This window comes from Citrobacter sp. MGH106 (genome assembly GCF_001037495.1).
GTDB lineage: Bacteria > Pseudomonadota > Gammaproteobacteria > Enterobacterales > Enterobacteriaceae > Citrobacter > Citrobacter murliniae.
Genome location: NZ_KQ089822.1, coordinates 3,812,187 through 3,830,940, shown reverse-complemented (window position 1 = coordinate 3,830,940; position 18,754 = coordinate 3,812,187). Strand labels below are relative to the sequence as shown.

General features: G+C 49.3%; 18 protein-coding genes and 3 tRNA genes. 6 read left to right on the top strand and 15 right to left on the bottom strand.

Annotated elements, in window-relative coordinates; genetic code table 11:
- The first annotated feature begins 112 nt into the window (after positions 1 to 112).
- Positions 113 to 1,777 carry a methyl-accepting chemotaxis protein gene (tsr, locus tag SK36_RS17860; protein WP_048222802.1) on the top strand — a complete coding sequence of 555 codons (1,665 nt, stop codon included), beginning with the start codon at positions 113 to 115 and terminating at the stop codon, positions 1,775 to 1,777.
- A gap of 40 nt (positions 1,778 to 1,817) precedes the next feature.
- Here tsr and SK36_RS17855 read toward each other — a convergent pair whose 3' ends face one another.
- The 3 genes from SK36_RS17855 to SK36_RS17845 form a co-directional block, all read right to left on the bottom strand.
- Positions 1,818 to 2,333 (bottom strand): GNAT family N-acetyltransferase, encoded by a 516-nt coding sequence (locus SK36_RS17855; RefSeq protein WP_048222144.1) that lies wholly within the window; start codon positions 2,331 to 2,333, stop codon positions 1,818 to 1,820.
- Positions 2,334 to 2,398: 65 nt separating this feature from the next.
- Entirely contained in the window at positions 2,399 to 3,760 is a 1,362-nt protein-coding gene (locus SK36_RS17850) for an MFS transporter (RefSeq protein ID WP_045439413.1), read from the bottom strand.
- A gap of 214 nt (positions 3,761 to 3,974) precedes the next feature.
- Positions 3,975 to 4,889 (bottom strand): GntR family transcriptional regulator, encoded by a 915-nt coding sequence (locus SK36_RS17845; RefSeq protein ID WP_045439416.1) that lies wholly within the window; start codon positions 4,887 to 4,889, stop codon positions 3,975 to 3,977.
- A 137-nt stretch (positions 4,890 to 5,026) separates the two neighbouring features.
- Between SK36_RS17845 and SK36_RS17840 the strand changes: the two genes are divergently transcribed.
- Both SK36_RS17840 and SK36_RS17835 read left to right on the top strand, forming a co-directional pair.
- A complete protein-coding gene (locus tag SK36_RS17840) occupies positions 5,027 to 6,049 on the top strand; it encodes a zinc-binding alcohol dehydrogenase family protein (protein WP_045439419.1) in 1,023 nt (340 codons plus the stop codon).
- A 13-nt stretch (positions 6,050 to 6,062) separates the two neighbouring features.
- A complete protein-coding gene (locus tag SK36_RS17835; protein WP_048222142.1) occupies positions 6,063 to 7,508 on the top strand; it encodes a tagaturonate reductase in 1,446 nt (481 codons plus the stop codon).
- Between the two features lie 43 nt (positions 7,509 to 7,551).
- Here the strand turns inward: SK36_RS17835 and opgB are convergent, their stop codons facing one another.
- The 6 genes from opgB to SK36_RS17805 all read right to left on the bottom strand — a co-directional run bounded on the left by opgB (position 7,552) and on the right by SK36_RS17805 (position 13,289).
- Complete coding sequence (gene opgB / locus SK36_RS17830) at positions 7,552 to 9,843, bottom strand: phosphatidylglycerol--membrane-oligosaccharide glycerophosphotransferase (protein ID WP_048222140.1); 2,292 nt, start codon at positions 9,841 to 9,843, stop codon at positions 7,552 to 7,554.
- Between the two features lie 241 nt (positions 9,844 to 10,084).
- The gene (locus SK36_RS17825) at positions 10,085 to 10,573 is read right to left on the bottom strand and encodes a YjjA family protein (RefSeq protein ID WP_048222139.1); all 489 of its coding nucleotides are present in this window, start codon (positions 10,571 to 10,573) and stop codon (positions 10,085 to 10,087) included.
- Between the two features lie 70 nt (positions 10,574 to 10,643).
- Positions 10,644 to 11,381, bottom strand: a complete 738-nt coding sequence (dnaC, locus tag SK36_RS17820; protein WP_045439430.1) for a replicative helicase loader DnaC — start codon at positions 11,379 to 11,381, stop codon at positions 10,644 to 10,646.
- Positions 11,382 to 11,383: 2 nt separating this feature from the next.
- The gene (dnaT, locus tag SK36_RS17815; protein WP_048222137.1) at positions 11,384 to 11,923 is read right to left on the bottom strand and encodes a primosomal protein DnaT; all 540 of its coding nucleotides are present in this window, start codon (positions 11,921 to 11,923) and stop codon (positions 11,384 to 11,386) included.
- 125 nt (positions 11,924 to 12,048) lie between these two features.
- Positions 12,049 to 12,522 carry a threonine/serine exporter gene (locus SK36_RS17810; RefSeq protein WP_045439436.1) on the bottom strand — a complete coding sequence of 158 codons (474 nt, stop codon included), beginning with the start codon at positions 12,520 to 12,522 and terminating at the stop codon, positions 12,049 to 12,051.
- A complete protein-coding gene (locus SK36_RS17805) occupies positions 12,513 to 13,289 on the bottom strand; it encodes a threonine/serine exporter family protein (protein WP_048222135.1) in 777 nt (258 codons plus the stop codon). Before SK36_RS17805 ends, SK36_RS17810 begins: the two co-directional genes overlap by 10 nt.
- A gap of 521 nt (positions 13,290 to 13,810) precedes the next feature.
- Between SK36_RS17805 and SK36_RS17800 the strand changes: the two genes are divergently transcribed.
- Entirely contained in the window at positions 13,811 to 14,536 is a 726-nt protein-coding gene (locus tag SK36_RS17800; protein WP_048222133.1) for a response regulator transcription factor, read from the top strand.
- Entirely contained in the window at positions 14,497 to 15,174 is a 678-nt protein-coding gene (gene bglJ / locus SK36_RS17795) for a DNA-binding transcriptional activator BglJ (RefSeq protein WP_045439444.1), read from the top strand. Before SK36_RS17800 ends, bglJ begins: the two co-directional genes overlap by 40 nt.
- Before the next feature lie 57 nt (positions 15,175 to 15,231).
- Here bglJ and SK36_RS17790 read toward each other — a convergent pair whose 3' ends face one another.
- The 3 genes from SK36_RS17790 to SK36_RS17780 all read right to left on the bottom strand — a co-directional run bounded on the left by SK36_RS17790 (position 15,232) and on the right by SK36_RS17780 (position 17,841).
- Positions 15,232 to 15,690 carry a YbaK/EbsC family protein gene (locus tag SK36_RS17790; protein ID WP_045439446.1) on the bottom strand — a complete coding sequence of 153 codons (459 nt, stop codon included), beginning with the start codon at positions 15,688 to 15,690 and terminating at the stop codon, positions 15,232 to 15,234.
- Between the two features lie 177 nt (positions 15,691 to 15,867).
- Positions 15,868 to 16,656 (bottom strand): siderophore-iron reductase FhuF, encoded by a 789-nt coding sequence (fhuF, locus tag SK36_RS17785; protein WP_045439449.1) that lies wholly within the window; start codon positions 16,654 to 16,656, stop codon positions 15,868 to 15,870.
- 108 nt (positions 16,657 to 16,764) lie between these two features.
- Entirely contained in the window at positions 16,765 to 17,841 is a 1,077-nt protein-coding gene (locus SK36_RS17780) for a GGDEF domain-containing protein (protein WP_048222131.1), read from the bottom strand.
- 215 nt (positions 17,842 to 18,056) lie between these two features.
- Between SK36_RS17780 and SK36_RS17775 the strand changes: the two genes are divergently transcribed.
- Positions 18,057 to 18,332, top strand: coding sequence for a DUF1435 domain-containing protein (locus SK36_RS17775; protein WP_048222130.1), 276 nt, complete (start codon positions 18,057 to 18,059; stop codon positions 18,330 to 18,332).
- Positions 18,333 to 18,369: 37 nt separating this feature from the next.
- On the opposite strand, the gene SK36_RS17770 is transcribed toward SK36_RS17775, so the two are convergent.
- The 3 genes from SK36_RS17770 to SK36_RS17760 form a co-directional block, all read right to left on the bottom strand.
- Positions 18,370 to 18,456: transfer RNA gene (locus tag SK36_RS17770), tRNA-Leu, on the bottom strand.
- Positions 18,457 to 18,487: 31 nt separating this feature from the next.
- Positions 18,488 to 18,574, bottom strand: a tRNA-Leu gene (locus SK36_RS17765).
- A gap of 28 nt (positions 18,575 to 18,602) precedes the next feature.
- Positions 18,603 to 18,689 (bottom strand) — tRNA-Leu (locus SK36_RS17760).
- Between the last annotated feature and the right edge of the window lie 65 nt (positions 18,690 to 18,754).

The following is an 18,754-nucleotide window of genomic DNA, read 5'->3' as shown; positions in this document are numbered from 1 at the left end:
TGCTTTTTTCTGCGCCAGATGTCGCCAGAACATCTGCTTTTTGAACGATATTCGTAAAGTTTTCGCTTTCCAGGCCGAAAATTCTGACATCTGTCTAGCGGAAAGAGAAAACATGTTAAAACGAATGAAGATTGTTACCAGCCTATTGCTGGTACTGGCGCTGTTTGGCCTTTTACAGCTTGCCTCAGGGGGTTTGTTCTTTAACTCATTAAAGAATGACAAAGAGAACTTTACCGTTCTGCAAACTATTCGCCAGCAGCAGTCTGCGCTGAATGCGACCTGGGTTGAATTGCTGCAAACGCGAAATACCCTTAACCGGGCAGGCATTCGCTACATGATGGATCAGAGCAATATTGGCAGCGGTGCGACCGTTGCAGAACTGATGCAGGTAGCCAGCACCGCGCTGAAACTGACGGAAAAAAACTGGGCGATTTATGAATCGCTCCCACGCGATCCGCGTCAAAGCGAAGCCGCTTTCCAGGAGATCAACCGCACGTATGATATCTACCACGGTGCGCTGGCGGAGCTGATCCAGTTGCTGGGTGATGGGAAGATCAATGCGTTCTTTGATCAACCGACTCAAAGCTATCAGGATGGTTTTGAGAAGCAGTATATGAGCTACATGCAGCAGAACGATCGCCTGTATGACATCGCGGTTGAGGACAACAACAGTTCCTACAGCCAGGCGCTGTGGGTGCTGGTATGTGTATTGATTACCGTACTGGCAGCAATTATCGCTGTCTGGTTTGGTATTAAGCTTTCGCTTATTGCCCCGATGAATCGACTGATCGATAGCATTCGTCATATTGCCAGCGGCGATTTGGTGAAACGTATTGATGTGGAAGGTTCCAACGAGATTGGTCAACTGGCAGAAAGTTTGCGTCACATGCAGGGTGAGTTGATGAGCACCGTCGGCGATGTGCGTAACGGCGCCAACGCCATTTACAGCGGTGCCAGCGAGATTGCGATGGGCAATAACGATCTCTCTTCACGTACTGAGCAGCAGGCGGCCTCTCTGGAAGAAACCGCGGCCAGCATGGAAGAGTTGACGGCGACTGTGAAGCAGAACGCGGAAAACGCGCGCCAGGCCAGCCATCTGGCGCTGAGTGCCTCAGAAACCGCGCAAAAAGGCGGGAAAGTGGTGGATAACGTGGTGCAAACCATGCGTGACATCGCTTCCAGTTCGCAGAAAATCGCCGACATTATTAGTGTTATCGATGGTATTGCCTTCCAGACTAACATCCTGGCTCTCAACGCGGCGGTAGAAGCGGCACGTGCGGGTGAACAGGGACGTGGGTTTGCGGTAGTCGCAGGTGAAGTCCGTAACCTGGCACAGCGTAGTGCTCAGGCCGCGCGCGAGATCAAGAGTCTGATTGAAGACTCGGTCAGCCGTGTGGATGTCGGCTCAACGCTGGTTGAAAGCGCCGGTGAAACCATGGATGAGATCGTGAATGCGGTAACCCGTGTGACCGATATTATGGGTGAGATCGCCTCTGCATCTGACGAGCAGAGCCGTGGTATCGACCAGGTTGGTCTGGCCGTTGCTGAAATGGATCGCGTGACGCAACAGAACGCCTCGCTGGTGGAAGAATCCGCCGCTGCCGCTGCCGCACTGGAAGAACAGGCCAGCCGTCTGACTCAGGCTGTTGCTGTATTCCGTATCCAGCACGATCAACAGCGTGCGCGTGATGTTACTGCAGCAAAACCGGTATCAACCACCGCTCAACCGCGTAAAGCTGCGGTAACGGATGCCGGAGAGAACTGGGAAACGTTTTAACTAAAAGTAGCTGGATGTCACTTTTCCGGTTACCGGGCAGCTAACTCAGCTTCAGGCGCATGGCGCAGCGTGATTCATACACCTGACCATGCGCCACTTCCTCTTCTCTTTTCTGGTGTAGCATCGCTGGAAGGGCATTGTCGGCCAGCATCTCAAACCCCAGTCGGGCATAGAATGGTGCATTCCATGGAACATCGCGGAAGGTAGTCAGCGTTAGCGATGTATAACCTTTCTCACGCGCCTGGTTCGCGACATAGTGAATCAATCCGCTACCAATACCCTTTCCCTGCCATTCCAGATGCAGAGAGACTTCGGCAATGAAAAGCGAGGACTCTTGCGCTTCTGTCAGTAAAAATCCAACGGGGTGATTATCCGCAAGCGCCAGCCAGCTCATCTGTTGTAAGACGTATTGCCGATGTTGCTCGAGCGAAATGATGTGATCGCCTGCGATCCACGCAAGCGAGGGTATGTGTAGAAAACGCTGTCCTGCTGAGCGTTCAATGCCGGGCAGAGTTGCGATATCAGTGAGGGTGGTATCACGGAAAAGTATATTCATGCGGGAAAGTATAACAGGGGGGGATTACGATCCGGTAACGCGCTGTTACCGGATCATTGGGGTAATTACTCCTGACGTGGATCGCTAATTGGCTGGCGGACCAGGAAGATGTAAGCGAGCGCGCCTACCATGGTAACGCAACCGCAGATAATCAGCGCCAGACGGAAAGAGTTCGTTGTATCAACAATAAATCCGGTGACGATCGGCGCGAACGATGCACAAATAAAGCTGGCAAAGTTCTGGATGCTGCCCACTGAGGCGGTCATGCGTGAAGCCACCGCAACGTGGATTAGTCCCCAGCAGGATGTTCCGGCGAAGTGGATGCAGAACAGCGCCATCCCGATCAGTAAAACTGCAGCCATGGACGTTGTTGCCTGCGGCACTACGAAGGTGAATGCAGCCGAGCAGAACATTCCGGCAATGATACAAATCTTACGGCTCTTAATGGGAGCCATACCCCCTTTTACCAGCCAGTCGGTGACAAAGCCATTAATCAGCATCCCGGCTGCACCAAACAGGAATGGGATTGCCGCCATTAATCCGGTGCTTTTTAAATCAAGGTTATAAGAAGTTTGCAGGTAACCCGGCAGCCAGGCCAGATACAACCATGCCGTATAGTTAATACCGCTAAAGCCCAGCATCATGCCCCACATAGTGCGGTTACGGAACAGGCTGCGCCATTCGGCAAAACTCAGTGGATCGCGACGAGCATTGACGCTCCCCGCATTCAGATACGCTTGTTCAGTGGCGCTCAGTTCAATTTGTTCGCGGTTGCGGTAAAGCATATACCAGCCAATGGCGAGGAAAATGCCCAGCACACCGATGGTAATGAACATCCAGCGCCAGCCCATGACCAGCATCATCGCAGCCAAGATCGGCGGACTAATGGCGACACCGATCGTGGAGGCAGCGTTGAACAATCCCATCGGGCGGCCACGCTCTTTGATGTTAAACCAGTCGTTGATTACCTTCACACCGCATGGGTTCATTGGCGCTTCGCCAATCCCCATCCCGATACGTACCAGTACAAACTGGGTGAAGGTGTGTACCATACCGGACATCGCCTGAAACAGCGACCAGAAGAACATACCCAGTCCCAACATAATGCGTGGACCTTTACGATCCAGCAGCGGGCCGCAGGGAAGTTGCGCAATACCATAAGCGAGAGAGAACACGGACAACAGGATGCCGATTTGCGTTGCACTGAGTCCCAGTTCTTCACGAATAGTTAAGTTCGCTACCGACAACGAACTGCGGTCGAGATAATTAATAACCGCAGCAAAAAATAATAAAATCATTGCTGTGGTCTGAATACGTTTTATTCGACTACTGCGTTGAACCATGCCCTCAGGCGGAACATTAATATCCGCAGATGAGGGCGTGTCAAACGAAGAACTTGGGTCGAGTGTAATATTATTTTTTTCCACGCCGGACTCCTGAACCTCAATAAATTATTTGTTACACAACGTGCAGTTGCGCAGTATTGAAAAAATACCAGTGACAAATCAATTTGTTCATCACCGCTCACAAAAGTTTTTAATGCAGTCGACTTAGCGTGAGCATAGGCAAGAGGTATTTTCTGGCGTTTTTATTTTTATAGAATCGTGCTCCCGGTAATGATTTCCTGTTTTTTATCTGTTCTTAATGAGCGTTGTGGCTACTTTGGTTGATGGAGCGAATCATCGATTGTTTGGCTGAATTCAAATGGTTGCAGAGTGCCAGGGTAGCATCCAGGTCGCTGCGGCAAATCAGCGCGCTGAGGATGGTCATATGCTCATCAATGGCAATGATGTTGCGTTGCTTGAGGTCGCTTTCATCCCACTGATAGTGGAAATGGAAAATCACAGAGATAATTTCAAGTGATTGATTAAAAAATATATTATCAGCGGCGGATAGCAGCAAAGCATGGAACTCACGATCTAACTGCGAGAACATACGAAAGCTACTGCCGATGCTGTCGCGCAGTATGCGATGGCGCTCAAGCAGTGTTTTTGCCTGTAACCAACGCGGGTCATCGTCGGGCAGATTCAGGAAATGTTGCAGGGAATGTGTTTCCAGCATTTCTCGCAATTCGAACAGTTGTTCGGCGTAGGCCTGATCGAACTGCTTCATGCTCCACTGACCGCGCTTCTCATTCTTTATCAGATTGTAACGTTCGAATTTTAAAAGATATTCCCGTACAACTACCGGGCTGACGCCGGCGGCTCTGGCAAGCTGCAACTCGGAAAAACTTTCACCTGCGCGCAATTGGCGCTGGTTGATCATGGTGAAAAATGCCTGCTCAAAAATTCGATTTTGCTCGGTCATGGAGGCTGTGGTACACGAAAAACCATCCTCATGGTTGGGTTTGCGTACGATAACGTAGTGGCTTCCTACCTGCGTTAATACGCCGCATTCGCCTAAATGGCTCAGCATGTGGCGTACGGTGGTACGACTAATGTTGTACATTTCAGCCAGTGCGCTTTGCGAAGGCAGCGGGGAAGGGATATGACCGCGTGCCATATCATCGATTATCTGGTTAATCACATTGTGGCGTAAGTTCTGTGAACGGCTCATGGCATCTCCTTTTTGCCTATTAAAACCCGATTTAAAACATTTTTATGCGCTGGGATTCACAGATTATGTTTCTGGTTTCTCCTGCATTTTTAATTTCGTTGATATCTGAGGCAACAAAAAAACAGGAGAGCCGAATCATGTCTACGATGAATACTTTGATTTGCCAGGAACCCAAAAAATTAGTCTGGAAAGAGCGTGAAATACCTATTCCAGGTGAAAGTGAAGCATTAATAAAAATTAAATCTGTCGGGATCTGTGGGACTGATATTCATGCCTGGGGAGGCAACCAACCATTTTTTAGTTATCCACGCGTATTAGGTCATGAAATATGCGGGGAGATTGTTGGGCTGGGTAAGAATATACAAAACCTGAAAACGGGCCAGCAGGTGGCAGTTATTCCTTACGTCGCGTGTCAGCAGTGTCCGGCGTGCCAGAGCGGGCGTACCAACTGCTGTGAGAAGATTTCAGTGATTGGCGTACATCAGGATGGTGGATTCAGTGAGTATTTGTCCGTTCCGGTGACGAACCTGCTGGATGCGCAGGGAATTGACCCACATGCCGCTGCACTGATTGAACCGTATGCTATCAGCGCACATGCGGTGCGCCGGGCGGCGGTGATGCCGGGTGAGCAGGTTCTTGTCGTGGGGGCCGGGCCGATAGGTCTTGGGGCGGCAGCAATTGCCAAAGCCGATGGCGCACAGGTAGTGGTGGCAGATACCAGCCCCGCGCGCAGGGAACATGTTGTCTCCCGATTGGGACTTCCGGTTCTCGATCCCGCTGCCGAAGATTTCGATGCGCAGCTACGTGCCCAGTTTGGTGGTTCACTGGCGCAAAAAGTCATTGATGCGACGGGTAATCAGCATGCGATGAACAATACGGTGAATTTGATTCGCCACGGCGGCAGCATCGTCTTTGTTGGGCTGTTCAAAGGTGATTTGCAGTTCTCTGACCCTGAGTTCCATAAGAAAGAAACCACCATGATGGGCAGTCGTAACGCCACGCCGGAAGATTTCGCCAAAGTGGGGCGGCTGATGTCTGAAGGCAAACTGACCGCTGACATGATGCTCACACACCGTTACGCGTTTGCCACGCTTGCGGAAATCTACGAGCGGGATGTGATTAACAACCGCGAATTAATCAAAGGTGTGATCACGTTCTGAGAAGGGTTTTGTGATGAAGACATTGAATCGACAAGATTTCCCTGGGGCAAGGTATCCGACGCGGGTGATCCAGTTTGGTGAAGGTAACTTCCTGCGCGCGTTTGTCGACTGGCAACTGGATATCCTGAATGAGAAGACAGATCTCCGGGCCGGAGTGACAATTGTTCGTCCGATTAATACGGATTTTCCACCTTCGCTGAATACCCAGGACGGGTTATATACCACGCTCATTCGCGGATTGAATGAGCAGGGCGATGCGGTGAGTGAGGCACGGCTAATCCGCTCGGTGAATAACGAGATCAACCCGTATCTGGATTTTACGGCGTATCTGGCGTTGGCTCACAATCCGGACATCCGCTTTGTATTTTCAAACACGACGGAGGCGGGGATTAGTTATCACGCCGGTGATAGCGTCGATGATGCGCCGCCAGTGAGTTTTCCGGCCAAACTGACGCGTCTGCTGCTGGAGCGCTTTAACCATTTCGACGGGGCGGCAGATAAGGGCTGGGTGATTATTCCTTGTGAGCTTATCGACTATAACGGTGATGCGCTTAAAACCCTGGTATTGCAGTACGCGCGAGACTGGCAGCTTTCTCCGGCGTTTACTGACTGGGTGGAAACCGCGAATACCTTCTGTTCTACACTGGTGGACCGGATTGTTACAGGCTATCCACGTGAAGAAGCTGCGCCACTGGAACAAACGCTGGGTTATCACGATGCATTTCTGGATACAGCTGAGCATTTTTACCTGTTCGTCATTCAGGGGCCTTTATGGCTGGCTGAAGAGTTGAAACTGGCGGAGTGCCCGTTAAATATCCGCGTGGTGAGCGATATTAAACCGTACAAGGAACGTAAGGTTGCCATTCTTAACGGCGCTCATACCGCACTGGTGCCTGTGGCCTGGCTGTGTGGGCTGGAGACCGTTGGTGAGGCGATGCAGGATGCTGATATACGCCACTTTGTTGAGCAGGCAATTGACAGGGAGGTCATCCCTGTTTTGGATCTTCCGGCCGATGAGTTGCGTGAATTTGCTGGTGCGGTTAGTGGACGTTTTCAGAACCCTTATATTCGTCATCAGCTCCTCTCCATTGCGCTTAATGGGATGACAAAATTTCGCACACGTATTTTGCCGCAGTTGCTGGCAGGGCAGCAAGATGCACGCTGGCCGGTGCGGTTGACGTTTGCACTGGCTGCGTTAATCGCGTTTTATCGCGGGGAACGGGCGGGAGAGAATTATCCATTACAGGATGATGAGCAGTGGATCCGCCGCTATGCCGATCTCTGGCCGAGGGTTGGTAATGACCTGACGCTGCGTGAGCTGGTGATGGTTGTGCTCGGTGATGCCACTCACTGGGGGCAAGATCTTACATTGCTGCCAGGGCTTGTCGAACAGGTGACGGCAAACCTGGAGTTAATACTGGTGCAGGGAATGCGCCACGCAGTACAAAGTCTGGATTAAGGTTGCCATGCAGCGCCCGGAGTGGTGTTGGGCGCTGTTTTTTTTACCCTTGTAAATCCACAACTTTAATTTCAACCATCCCGATCCCCAGCTTACGCGGCGAGTGGCCCAGAATGTTCCCCTCGTTGGTGGCGACGGGGTCGGGCGGGACAATCACCAGCGTATTGGCATCTGCCGGGTTATCAAAATGCAGCGTGGTGGTGCTGATATCATGGCTTAGCACCAGCGTTTGCTCCTCGTTGCCCACGCGTACGGGAATAGGACGGTTGGCGTTGTCGCCGAAAGCTTTCGCGGTGATGATCAGATCAAATTTCTTCGGCAACGGAGCCTTGTATTCGATTTTTACCTCTTCGCTCAGTTGCGCATTGGACCAGCGTCCCCAGGATTCGGGGCGTGAAATCCCACTAAACTGTTTCACCTCTTCCGGCGCACCTGCCACGTTAAAGACAAAACTGTCGGCTTTGTAACGAATATCGTTATCGACAATTTTCAGCGTATCGACGTTACCTTTGTAACGCTCCATGTCGATAACTGTATCTTTAAACGCAGTCTTACCTTTCCATTTCGCTTTATCGACGTGCTGTACAATTTGCTGGCCGCCTAACTGGCCCTGCGATACGCACCAGTCGGTAGAGAGTGCCAGCTCTGGTGCCCATAACTGCGCCATTTTGTAGCAGCGGTCTACCCACACAAAGTTATCGCGTGGGGCGAAATCAGCAAGCTGGAAGCGCAGTGGGGCAGAGTATTCACTTTCCGGCAGCGGCTCAACGCGTTTGTCTGATACGCGCAGCAGCAGCGGCAGGCGGAAATGGCTCCCCGAGAAGGCGATCATGTTTTTGTCCTGATCGACGGTAAACTTTTTCATCTCTTTGGGAAATTTCCACAGACGAATGATATCGGGCTTCCACGCCAGCATTTTTTCTTTGATATTCAGGAAGACTTCCGATACGGATTCGCTCGACAAACTGCTACGTCCGAGGCCGATAAAGTTATCGCCGCCCAGAATATCCAGCACCGTTGCGCCGTTATCCATGGTGTTACGTTTCACGGCCAGCGTCTCCTGCTGAGGCTTGTCACCACGCAGAACGAAGAACAGATTGTTGCGATCTTGCTTATTCAGATACTTCCATGCGGTGTTGTTCATCGCCAGGTGATCGGAAGAGACCACGATAACGGTATCTTTAAACCACGGTGAGGCTTTGATCTTATTGATAAATTCAGCAATATTTTCCTGGCTACAACTGACTGCGCTAAAGGATTGGTTCGCCTTACCATCGATATCATAGCGTTTGCGGTTACAGGTACGGGAGATGAAACCATCCGGATGATGGGTATCTACCGTCAGTGTGAACAGTGAAAAACGTTGGCCGGAGCGGGAAAGCTCTTCGAATTTTTTCCATGCCTCATCCAGTACGGTGTCGTCGTAAAAACCCCAGTCGTTACGGTATGCCGGGTCTGCCACCACGCTTTTTAACTCTTCCGCGCCATACAGATAATCAAAACCATGGGATTTCAGAAAGACGTCTTTTCCGGCAAAGCGCAGATTTGCACCTTGTACAAAGTAGTTGTGATAGCCGGAGTTTTTCAGGATATCACCCAGGCAGATATTTTGTGGGAAGAAACTGGAGACTGATGCTGAAGCGTTACCTTCAAACGGGGCAAACAGCGGAATACCACACTGTGAGGCCACCATTCCGGCGATGGTGTAATCCGTACCCGGTAACTGCATGGTATTGCTGAAGTCCATTCCTTCGTTTTTTAATGCACCCAGCTCCGGAGTCAGGTCCGGGAACGCATCATTATTAAAATAGGTACGCTCCAGGCTTTCGCCGTAGATATAAACCAGGTTCAGCTTCGGGTTAGGGATCGTTTTTGATGGCTCTTTGTAATACGCCGTGAAGTCCGGATCGCCATCGCGAGACTGGGATTTGACCAGTTCGGTTATCTGGTGGAATGCCGGGCTGGCATCAACGGAAGCCAGTGCCAGTATCAGGGCCAGCAGACTGTAGCCAACGTGATGAGGATGATGGCGACGGCGGCGAAGTACCCAGCCCAGGGCGCCAAATACGACAGTCAGCGCCAGTGCAATCCCTACACCCGGAAGAACATATTTGCTGACGCCCGCGCCGGTCAGGCTGTTGGTCAGCGTATAGAGCACCGCATCGTTGATGCCATCTCCGGTGAAATAGTTGCTGGCATACAGTGTGATATTTAAGACAATAAAAATTCCCAGCACCGTTAACATGGCGGCAAACCACCAGGTGTTGCGACCCGCTTTCCAGGCGTAAATCAATACCGAAGCGAGAAACAGAGCGATGGAGAATAATTCAGACAACGGACGATCCTCAGTAAGCCGGGCAATTAATTGCCTGGCAGGCTAATCATTTCTGGACTGTACAATGTAATCGCGTTGTTATATTGCTGCAATTGTAGTGACATTTAATTACGTTGTTATTCAGAATTGGTTTAGATATGCGGGGCGTTGAAGGGCATTACTGATTATTTTGGGAAATGTATGCGGGAAATAGATTGATACCGCGCAGGCTGTGAAAAAACCGTACGCGGCGCTTATCACATCAGGAAATGAAGTTCATACCCTGTTTTAATACCAGATCGCAGGCCTTGGTTTTAACTTGCTTTGCCAGCGAGCTGTTACCAATCGTGTCCAGGTTAAGCTGTTGACCATCTTTGGCGTTCAGCAGGCCCTGAATACCATCCAGGTAGTTGGTATCTTTTTTCTGTTCCGTCGTTCCCAACCCCAGCTTATCCAGAACCTGGTTTTTGACGTTTTCAGTATCTGTGACCGAGGCGAGCTTCTGTTTTGCACAATATTCCAGAATACCGGCCGCGTTATTCATACTGTTCGACGTGAGCGACTGATTACTGCTCAGCAGGCTGGTCAGGGAAGAGAGTGAGGTGCTGCTCTGTGAGCCAGTGCTTTGCTTACTCAGTTCATTGGCAGCGCTGGAGAGCGAATCTTGCCAGGAGGCGGCGAAAACGCCAGTAGAGATTAGTGTGCTGGCGGCAACCGCACAGCAAAGAAGACGTTTTGTTGCTTTCATCATTACAGGTCACTCGTGTTATGCCTTTTCAGCGCAGTATAGCGCTGGATCACTTAGGAGTGTTCCCAATACTTTAATACTCTTTACCAGTAACCCGGCTACGGTAACTTTCCCAGTTAAAAATGACCCACAGGCTGTTGCCGAGTCGCATACGATCCATCACGCGCTCACCCAGCAGTTTGTTCATCTCATCCATATTGCTGTTTGTCAGCATGCCGGTCGGGCGCTTGGAGGAAGAACGACGATCGACGATCTGATTGATGATCACTTTTTCATAGCGGGATTCGGTCTGCATACCGATTTCGTCGATCACCAGCAGATCCACGTTGCTGAGATCGTTGAGCAGCTGTTCTTCGCTGGTTTCACGGTTACTGAAGGTATCCTTCATCGCTGACATAATATCAGCCACAGTAATGATCAGTACTGACTTGCCGCGCAGCAGCAGTTCGTTGCAAATAGCTGCGGCCAGATGGTTTTTTCCGGTGCCGGGTTTGCCGGAGAAGATAAAGCTGGCAATGTTGCCATCAAACTCGTCAACGTACTGGCGGGCTTTGCTCAGGGCATTCATTTGACCTTCACACTCGACCCGGTAGTTATCGAACGAGCAGTTTTGGTGCAGGGGACGGATACCGGAACGGTTGAATGTGCGCTGCATCTTCATTGCCCGGTTCTCACGAGCCAGCGCCGCAGCCCGAATTTCACCTTGCTCTTTTTGCCATGCCAGCAACTCCTCGCCCGTTTTAAACGCGGGCTTTACATTGGGTGGCATCATTTTTTGCAGACGTTTCATCAGGTCGCCAACGTTTTTCATCGTTATCCTCTAAAACCTGGTGGAATATGGCTGTCAGGTTCGCTGACACTATTTACATCACGCTTTGGCATCCCGCCATTGCTGGCCCGGCCAATCTGTATGCTACGCGCCAGTTTTTGTTGCCACTGAATGTGATGAAAGACTTTACCTTCCGCCTGCCAGTAAGCAACAAATGAAGCCAGTTCTTCGGCGGTGACTGGCTCTCTCAACGCCACGCCCCACAGGGCGGCCTGTCGCTGAAAGTCGGCGTCTGGCTGCCAGTCAGCGTACATCGCAAATTTCCCCATTGGCACGGCAACAGGAGCGGCTTGCGGCTCTTCATAAAATTGCGCGTCCAACGTTACATCGCTACCCGGACGGGACAGTTTCTCTTCAAGCGCCAATAGCTCAGCTAGCCGCGCAGGGGTAACCGCGTAAAAGGCAGGAGCGTTATTGGCGAAAACGGCCACAGCACCCCCTACTGACTTTGCCAGCACCGCGTTGTGATCGTGTAATAAGGCGTCAATGCTGATGACGTCCGGGGTCAAAATTTTGCAGGACATAATGTTTCTCAATACCGAACAACAACCGAGAAGGGGACTGCTTTTATAGTAACACAGAGAAGAGGGAGAGCAGCAGGATGAGGGAAGGTCGCCCCCATCCGTTGGATTGTAAGAAGGTTAATCAATTATACGCGCGGGCGCTTTCTATACAGCCATAATCCCGGAACTGAAAGCCCGATAGAGAGTGCGCCCACAATAGATGAAGCTTTCAGAAAGTTGGTCAGCAGGGTGATCATCAGCGCTTCGCTGTAACCAAAATGACCGATTTTTACGGCGGATATCATGGCTGTGTAGGCCGAGATCCCGGGGAACATCGGGATCACCGCCGCGACGGTGAAGACTTTCGGGTGCGCCAGATACCAGCGAGACCACTGGATCCCAATACAACCTACGAGCAATGAAGCTAAAAAGGTTGACCATTCGATATTGAGTCCTGCGGTCATTACAGCCATTCGCGAGCCGTGCCCGAGCGCACCGAGCAAGGCGCACCACGGGAGTGCCCGATGAGGCACGTTAAACACCATGGCAAACCCCAGGGCGGGAATTGCCGACAGGACCATATCCTGCAGTAGTGCAAAAATGAAATCCATCACACCCATCCTCGTAGCCCCCATATCGTCATCGACATCACTACGCCAACGCAGGTGGCCAGTGTGAGCAGACTGGCAATAGCCCAGCGAGCAAGGCCGGTATTAATGTGTCCTTTAAACATATCTGCAACGGAGTTAATCAGTGGGAAACCCGGAACCAGCAGCAGCACGCTGGCTGCCATTGCCACGGTCGGCGTGTGATTAAAGGTGGGCAGAGTCAGCATCAGGCCAGATATCGTTGTGGCAACAAAAGCGGTGATACAAAAGTTGATCTGCGGATGTAAATGCCGGGAGGCCAGAATTTGGCGAATGTACATGGCGATCATGCTGGCAAAAAAGGTGATAACGGCACCATCCCATCCGCCCTTATTGAGCTTACAAAAGCAGGCACAGGATAACCCGACCATGAAAGCAACCAGCCATCTTGGGTAGCGCAGCGGTTTAATTTGGCTAAAGCGTTTCTCAACACCTTTGTCATCCAGTAGCTTGTGTTCTGCCAAAATAACGATGTGCTGCACTTCCGTAACGACGTGCATATTAATGCCGCGATCGTGATTTTTACGGGTCGATGTCAGGCATTGTCCGTTTTTAATCGTGGTCAGGACGATTGCGTTAGATGATATGGCGCTTTCTACGCTGTCCATTCCAAGAGCCAGCCCAAGGCGGGTGGAGAGCTCGTCAACCAGTGCGCTTTCTGCCCCATGTTGCAGTAAAAAAAGCCCGCATTGTATACATAACCGTGTAACCGTTCGTTGTGACGACTGCTCTGTTTGCATAGCTCACTCTGACTGAAAAAACGCTCTCTGAATGACGAATGTCTACTTTTATCATGAAGTATAAGCCCAATGGCTCTGGCTAAGATCAATATTTGTGTTGAAAAAAAGAGACATCGTGCTTGTCTGCTGAATGTGAAGCGACATTTAGTTTTAGCGATTGAGTGAAAATTTAAGTTGTTTGAAGCATCCTCTCACCATACTGAGCCTGCTAACTTACGATCAGAAAGCGTTATTATTTTATGGGCTGAATGCTAAATAAGTTAGAATGGCTAATGTTATAGTTTAGTTATTTTAATTGTACATTTAATGTTTTATGAGTAATTATGCGACGATGGCTCTATAGCAAAGTACTATTAGGATTATAGTGCTATTATGCGGTCTGAATTATCATGAATTAAATTAAGGATAAACAATTCACAATATCTATTATTTACTCTAACCATTCCTTATTGATTATGTTACTTACCCATTAAGAATTTATAGAGTGAATGAGATAAACGGCATATGGATGTGGAGGATATATGTTGCCAGGACGCAGCAAAAACGCAGTTGTTATTAGTACGCTGCCGATTATGCAAGCGGGATTAAAGAGTGTAATTCAAACTCATTTCTCAAATTATGAGCTCACCTGTTTCCGCAGTGCAGAAGAACTCACTTTATTGCAGCTACGACGTTCCGATTTGGTGATGATTGATTTAACTGGGGACTTTAGCCAGCCGCGTTCAGTCTGTGAACAGTATTATTCTTTATTATCTCAGTACCGTGATATCCACTGGGTCTTCCTCGTTTCTCGCAAATTTTATCCGCTAGCCGTTGAATTGTTGATGTGCCCTTGTAGTTCGTTGTTGTCTGATGCGGAGCCAATCGAAAGTTTAGTGAATGTAATTCATGTGGGAAATACTCGCGCCGAGAGAATTAGCAAAATGTTGCTCTCACCGCCCGTAACGCCTGAAATCCTGGAACATAGCGTGCAGTCGATAGTGCTTACCCTGTCAGAGAGAAAAGTGTTGCGACTGCTGGGGAAAGGTTGGGGAATTAATCAGATAGCGATGTTGCTTAAGAAAAGCAATAAAACAATCAGTGCCCAAAAAAATAGTGCGATGCGTCGTTTATCAATACATAGCAATGCAGAGATGTATGCATGGATCAATAGTTCTCAAGGATCACGAGAACTGAATTTACCTTCATTGTATGGAGAAACCACGGAATGGAAAAAAGAAGTGTCAAACGAAATGTCGCGTTGGTAGAAAAGTGTGTAATGAGCAGTGTGGGTATTAATAATTTATTTAATACCATGCCAAAAAATCAATATAAACTTCATCTCTTTTCCAGCCAGTCTGACTTTAGCCAGACAATGATAAATATGCCATTTTCAGCGGTTATTTTTTCACTTCCCGCGATAAGAACTGATCGACGAGCTGGACTGGTATATCTGACTGAATTGGCGGTGAACTTCCCTCATATTCGCCGCGTGGTTATTGCCGATGATGATGCTGAAGTGCGTTTAATTGGCTCTCTGTCGCCGTTACCACTGGATGGTGTTCTTAGCAAAGCATCCTCGTTAAGCGTTTTACAGGAGGGATTATTTGCAGCCTTGAATTTTGCTAGCAGGGAAACAGAAAGCACGAAAAACCTTTGGTATATCAACCAAAGTCGTATGCTGAGTCCAACAGAGCGTGAAATTCTACGCTTTATGTCGAATGGTTATTCGATGCCGCAAATTGCTATTCAGCTTGAGCGGAATATTAAAACCATTAGGGCGCATAAATTTAATGCAATGTCTAAACTGGGCGTTAGCTCCGATGCCGGATTATTGAACGCTGCCGATATTCTGTTATATCTGCGTGCCGGGGAGTCGACACCATTTATTCATGCAGTTTCGTAACGGTGTTATTGATCAATTAGTGCCGGGGTTAGTCACCGGCACAAAGACCTGGGTTCGTTACTGACACACGTCTACCCAGGTTGCAGCAGTCAGCTCAGCCATTCTGTCAGGTGCGATGCGAACCGCGCTGTGTGTGGCTCCCGCCGCGGGGAGTACTTCAGCATAGCGTTTCAGCGATATATCACAGTACACGGAAATTGGTGTTTCCAGGCCAAACGGACAAACCCCGCCAACGGGATGACCTGTAGCATTGACCACCTCATCGCTACTCAGCATACGAGCCTTAGCACCAAATGTATTCTTCAGCTTCTTATTGTCCAGACGAGCATCCCCTTTGGCGACCACCAGGATAATGTCGTTTTTTACTTTCAGCGAAAGTGTTTTTGCGATCTGACCTGGCTCGACGTTATGGGCTTTTGCAGCCAGATCAACCGTTGCTGTGCTTTGGTCTAATTCGATGATTTCAATATCCGGGGCATGCTCCGCCAAAAACTGCCGTACTGATTGTAAACTCATTCTTTTCTCCCAATCGCCTGTAAGCAGCCCTATATAGCAAAAAACTGCATGGCGTAATTTGTCACAGGGAAAGTATCACTGTAAATATTTTATTGTAACAACGCCGCAACATCAGATTCAGTTAACAGGGAAGGAGAATAAGCAGGCAGTTAAGAATGACGAGGGGCAGTTCTTCTTTTATTTCAACGTACAGTCACCGCACTGCTGGACATCGGGTAGACGGTAGCGCTGGCAACAGGTTCTGCGAACCAGCAGTCCTTCACGCGGAACAACAGTACGCCACAAAGGATTGTCCCGGCCACAGGATAACTGTTTCTCAAAGAAGCAGGCTTGTCGCAACATTGTCAGTAATTCATCACCGAGTAACGGTTTCATCTCCGTTAAATACCAGTGAATTAAATATCCGGTGTTGCTCCAGATAAGCTTACCGTTGATCTCACCTGTCGACTCCAGCGCCTGAACAACGGGTGTCAGTGCTGAGAGAATCAGTGTTTCCATCCGTTGTTGTGGAGTGAAGGCAGTGGCGTGTTTATCCTGATGTACATCTATCCAGAAACATGCAGCACGACCCGTTTCGTGAAACTCGACGTGCATATGTTCTGGAGCGGTATCGATGGCTTCTTTTTGTGTCAGAAGGGCTAACATCAGCGGAGGCATCATCAGCCCGATATACCATTGCGCCCACAGGGAAATCAGTGGCTTATTTTCGCGTGTTAATGTGGGTTGGTTACGATATATATGGTCAGAATAAACTGCCAGCAACGAGTTTAGCGTAGCGGGCTGGGTCCATTCATGCAGCGTCATGGCATTTTGTGGCGGTGTTTCGTCAAGACGAATGAAGTCCAGTAGATGCTCGCGGGTCTGAGCGATTGTTGCTCGCACGGAATCTGCCAGCGATGCTTTCTCGGGAGGGAGAGGGGTTCGCCAGATGACATCTTCAACGATCGGTGCGGAACGGTAAGCCATGTCTATATAGAGATGTTAATCTAAATGATAATGATTGCCAATCCTATAGGCGAGGGAAAACGATGGCAAGATTTTTGTCGCGATGTTGGACAACAGCGCACAGATAGCTCAGACCGAGGGGCTGCTTACCCGTAGTTCATCACTGACCAGAGTGTTATTACGGCCCAGGTTCTTGGCTTCGTAGAGGGCTTTGTCTGCTTTAGCGATGGCTTCGTCAATCTCCTGATCTACCAATGGTGCAATGCCGATACTGACGGTCACATTGGTCGCCACGCTTTCATTAAACATGTGAGGAATTTTAAGATCGTAGACCTTCTGGCGAATTCGCTCGGCAGCAGCCTGTGCCTGCGCTGGATCGATAGCGGTCAGCAACACCATAAACTCTTCACCACCAAAACGCGCCACTACGTCCCGCGAGCGCACTGAGTCGCGAATAGCGGCAGAAACACGAATCAGCGCCTGATCGCCCATCATATGGCCGTAATGATCGTTGTAGGCTTTGAAATGGTCGATATCCAGCAACAGGACATAGTGCCTGGAATTACTGAGGGCCAGCAGCGTATCAAGCCGGTTTTGCAGGCCCCGGCGATTATACAGACCCGTTAATGGGTCGAGCATACTAAGTCCGTTTAGTGTTTCACGCTCTTCCAGCAGCTTGTACATCAACTGCTGGGCAAAACCGTCATAGCGCTTTTGTATCACGTGTTGAATAGCGATCCCGGCCATGGGCAGCGCCATAAAATAGATAATTCGCAGACCGTGCTCGCTACCGTTAAGCCACAGACACACGGCGACTGAAGGTAATGAATGGAGGGTAAACGCAATGATATTATTGGCAAAAGCAATCGAGCCAATAAACAGCACGCTGAGAAGCGCTATCAATAGAAAATAATAATCATTATGACCTAATACAGAAGATTTCAGAACAATATGTGTCGCCCATAACAAGCCAAAAATGATTGAAATAAGGGGGAGATTAATTCTTTTATCGACATATTTCTCATGCCAGACCAACAACAGCGTACTCGCGGCGCAGATGAGTACTGCTGGTGCGGATAATGCCTTGACGGCAAAAAGCGGGAAGAAAAGCGTAAACAACGAGGAGACTGCGTTGAGAAGCAGAAACAAACGTAAAGAGAGTTGGTATTTTTTAGTGCGCAGAGCTCGCCAGGATTGTACTGTCATAGGTAAATATTGTTATTTATCTGCAAGATACGAAGATGTGTTTGTCAGGGAAAAAATAACGAGTGAAAAATCATTCACATAGGTATTTATAGTTTTTTGTTGAAAAGCTAACCGCCGTGCAATTTATCACCTTCAATTATTCATGTCATCAATCGTTAAGTAAAACTCATATAATTGATAGTCTTTCCAGGCTGACAAATGAGAAAATATATCATATGATATTGGTTATCATTATCAATGTCGTAGGTGAAACCATGTTGCAACGTGCGCTGGGCAGTGGATGGGGAGTGCTACTGCCGGGAATATTAATTGCCGGGCTGGCATTTACTGACCTGTCAGTTTACGCATGGAAAGCGGTGGTTGTATTAGGGTTACTACTGACTTCACTCATGCTGTATCACAAGCGATTACGGCATTTTGTTTTGCTACCTTCATGCGCAGCGCTAATTGGTGGCGTTGTTCTGATGATGATGAATTGGAATCAGGGGTGAGGTGAAACAGAAAAAACAGAAGGGAAAATAAGATAATTGGTGCGAGGGGGGGGACTTGAACCCCCACGTCCGTAAGGACACTAACACCTGAAGCTAGCGCGTCTACCAATTCCGCCACCTTCGCACAGTCATCTTACTTTTTGATATCGCCTCGTTGGTGCGAGGGGGGGGACTTGAACCCCCACGTCCGTAAGAACACTAACACCTGAAGCTAGCGCGTCTACCAATTCCGCCACCTTCGCCCAGAGCGAGCAATATCAACGTGGATTATGGTGCGAGGGGGGGGACTTGAACCCCCACGTCCGTAAGGACACTAACACCTGAAGCTAGCGCGTCTACCAATTCCGCCACCTTCGCATACCATCGATACTCAAAAAGTATCGTTACCACGGAGGCGCATTCTAGTGGTTTTCAGCTTTTCG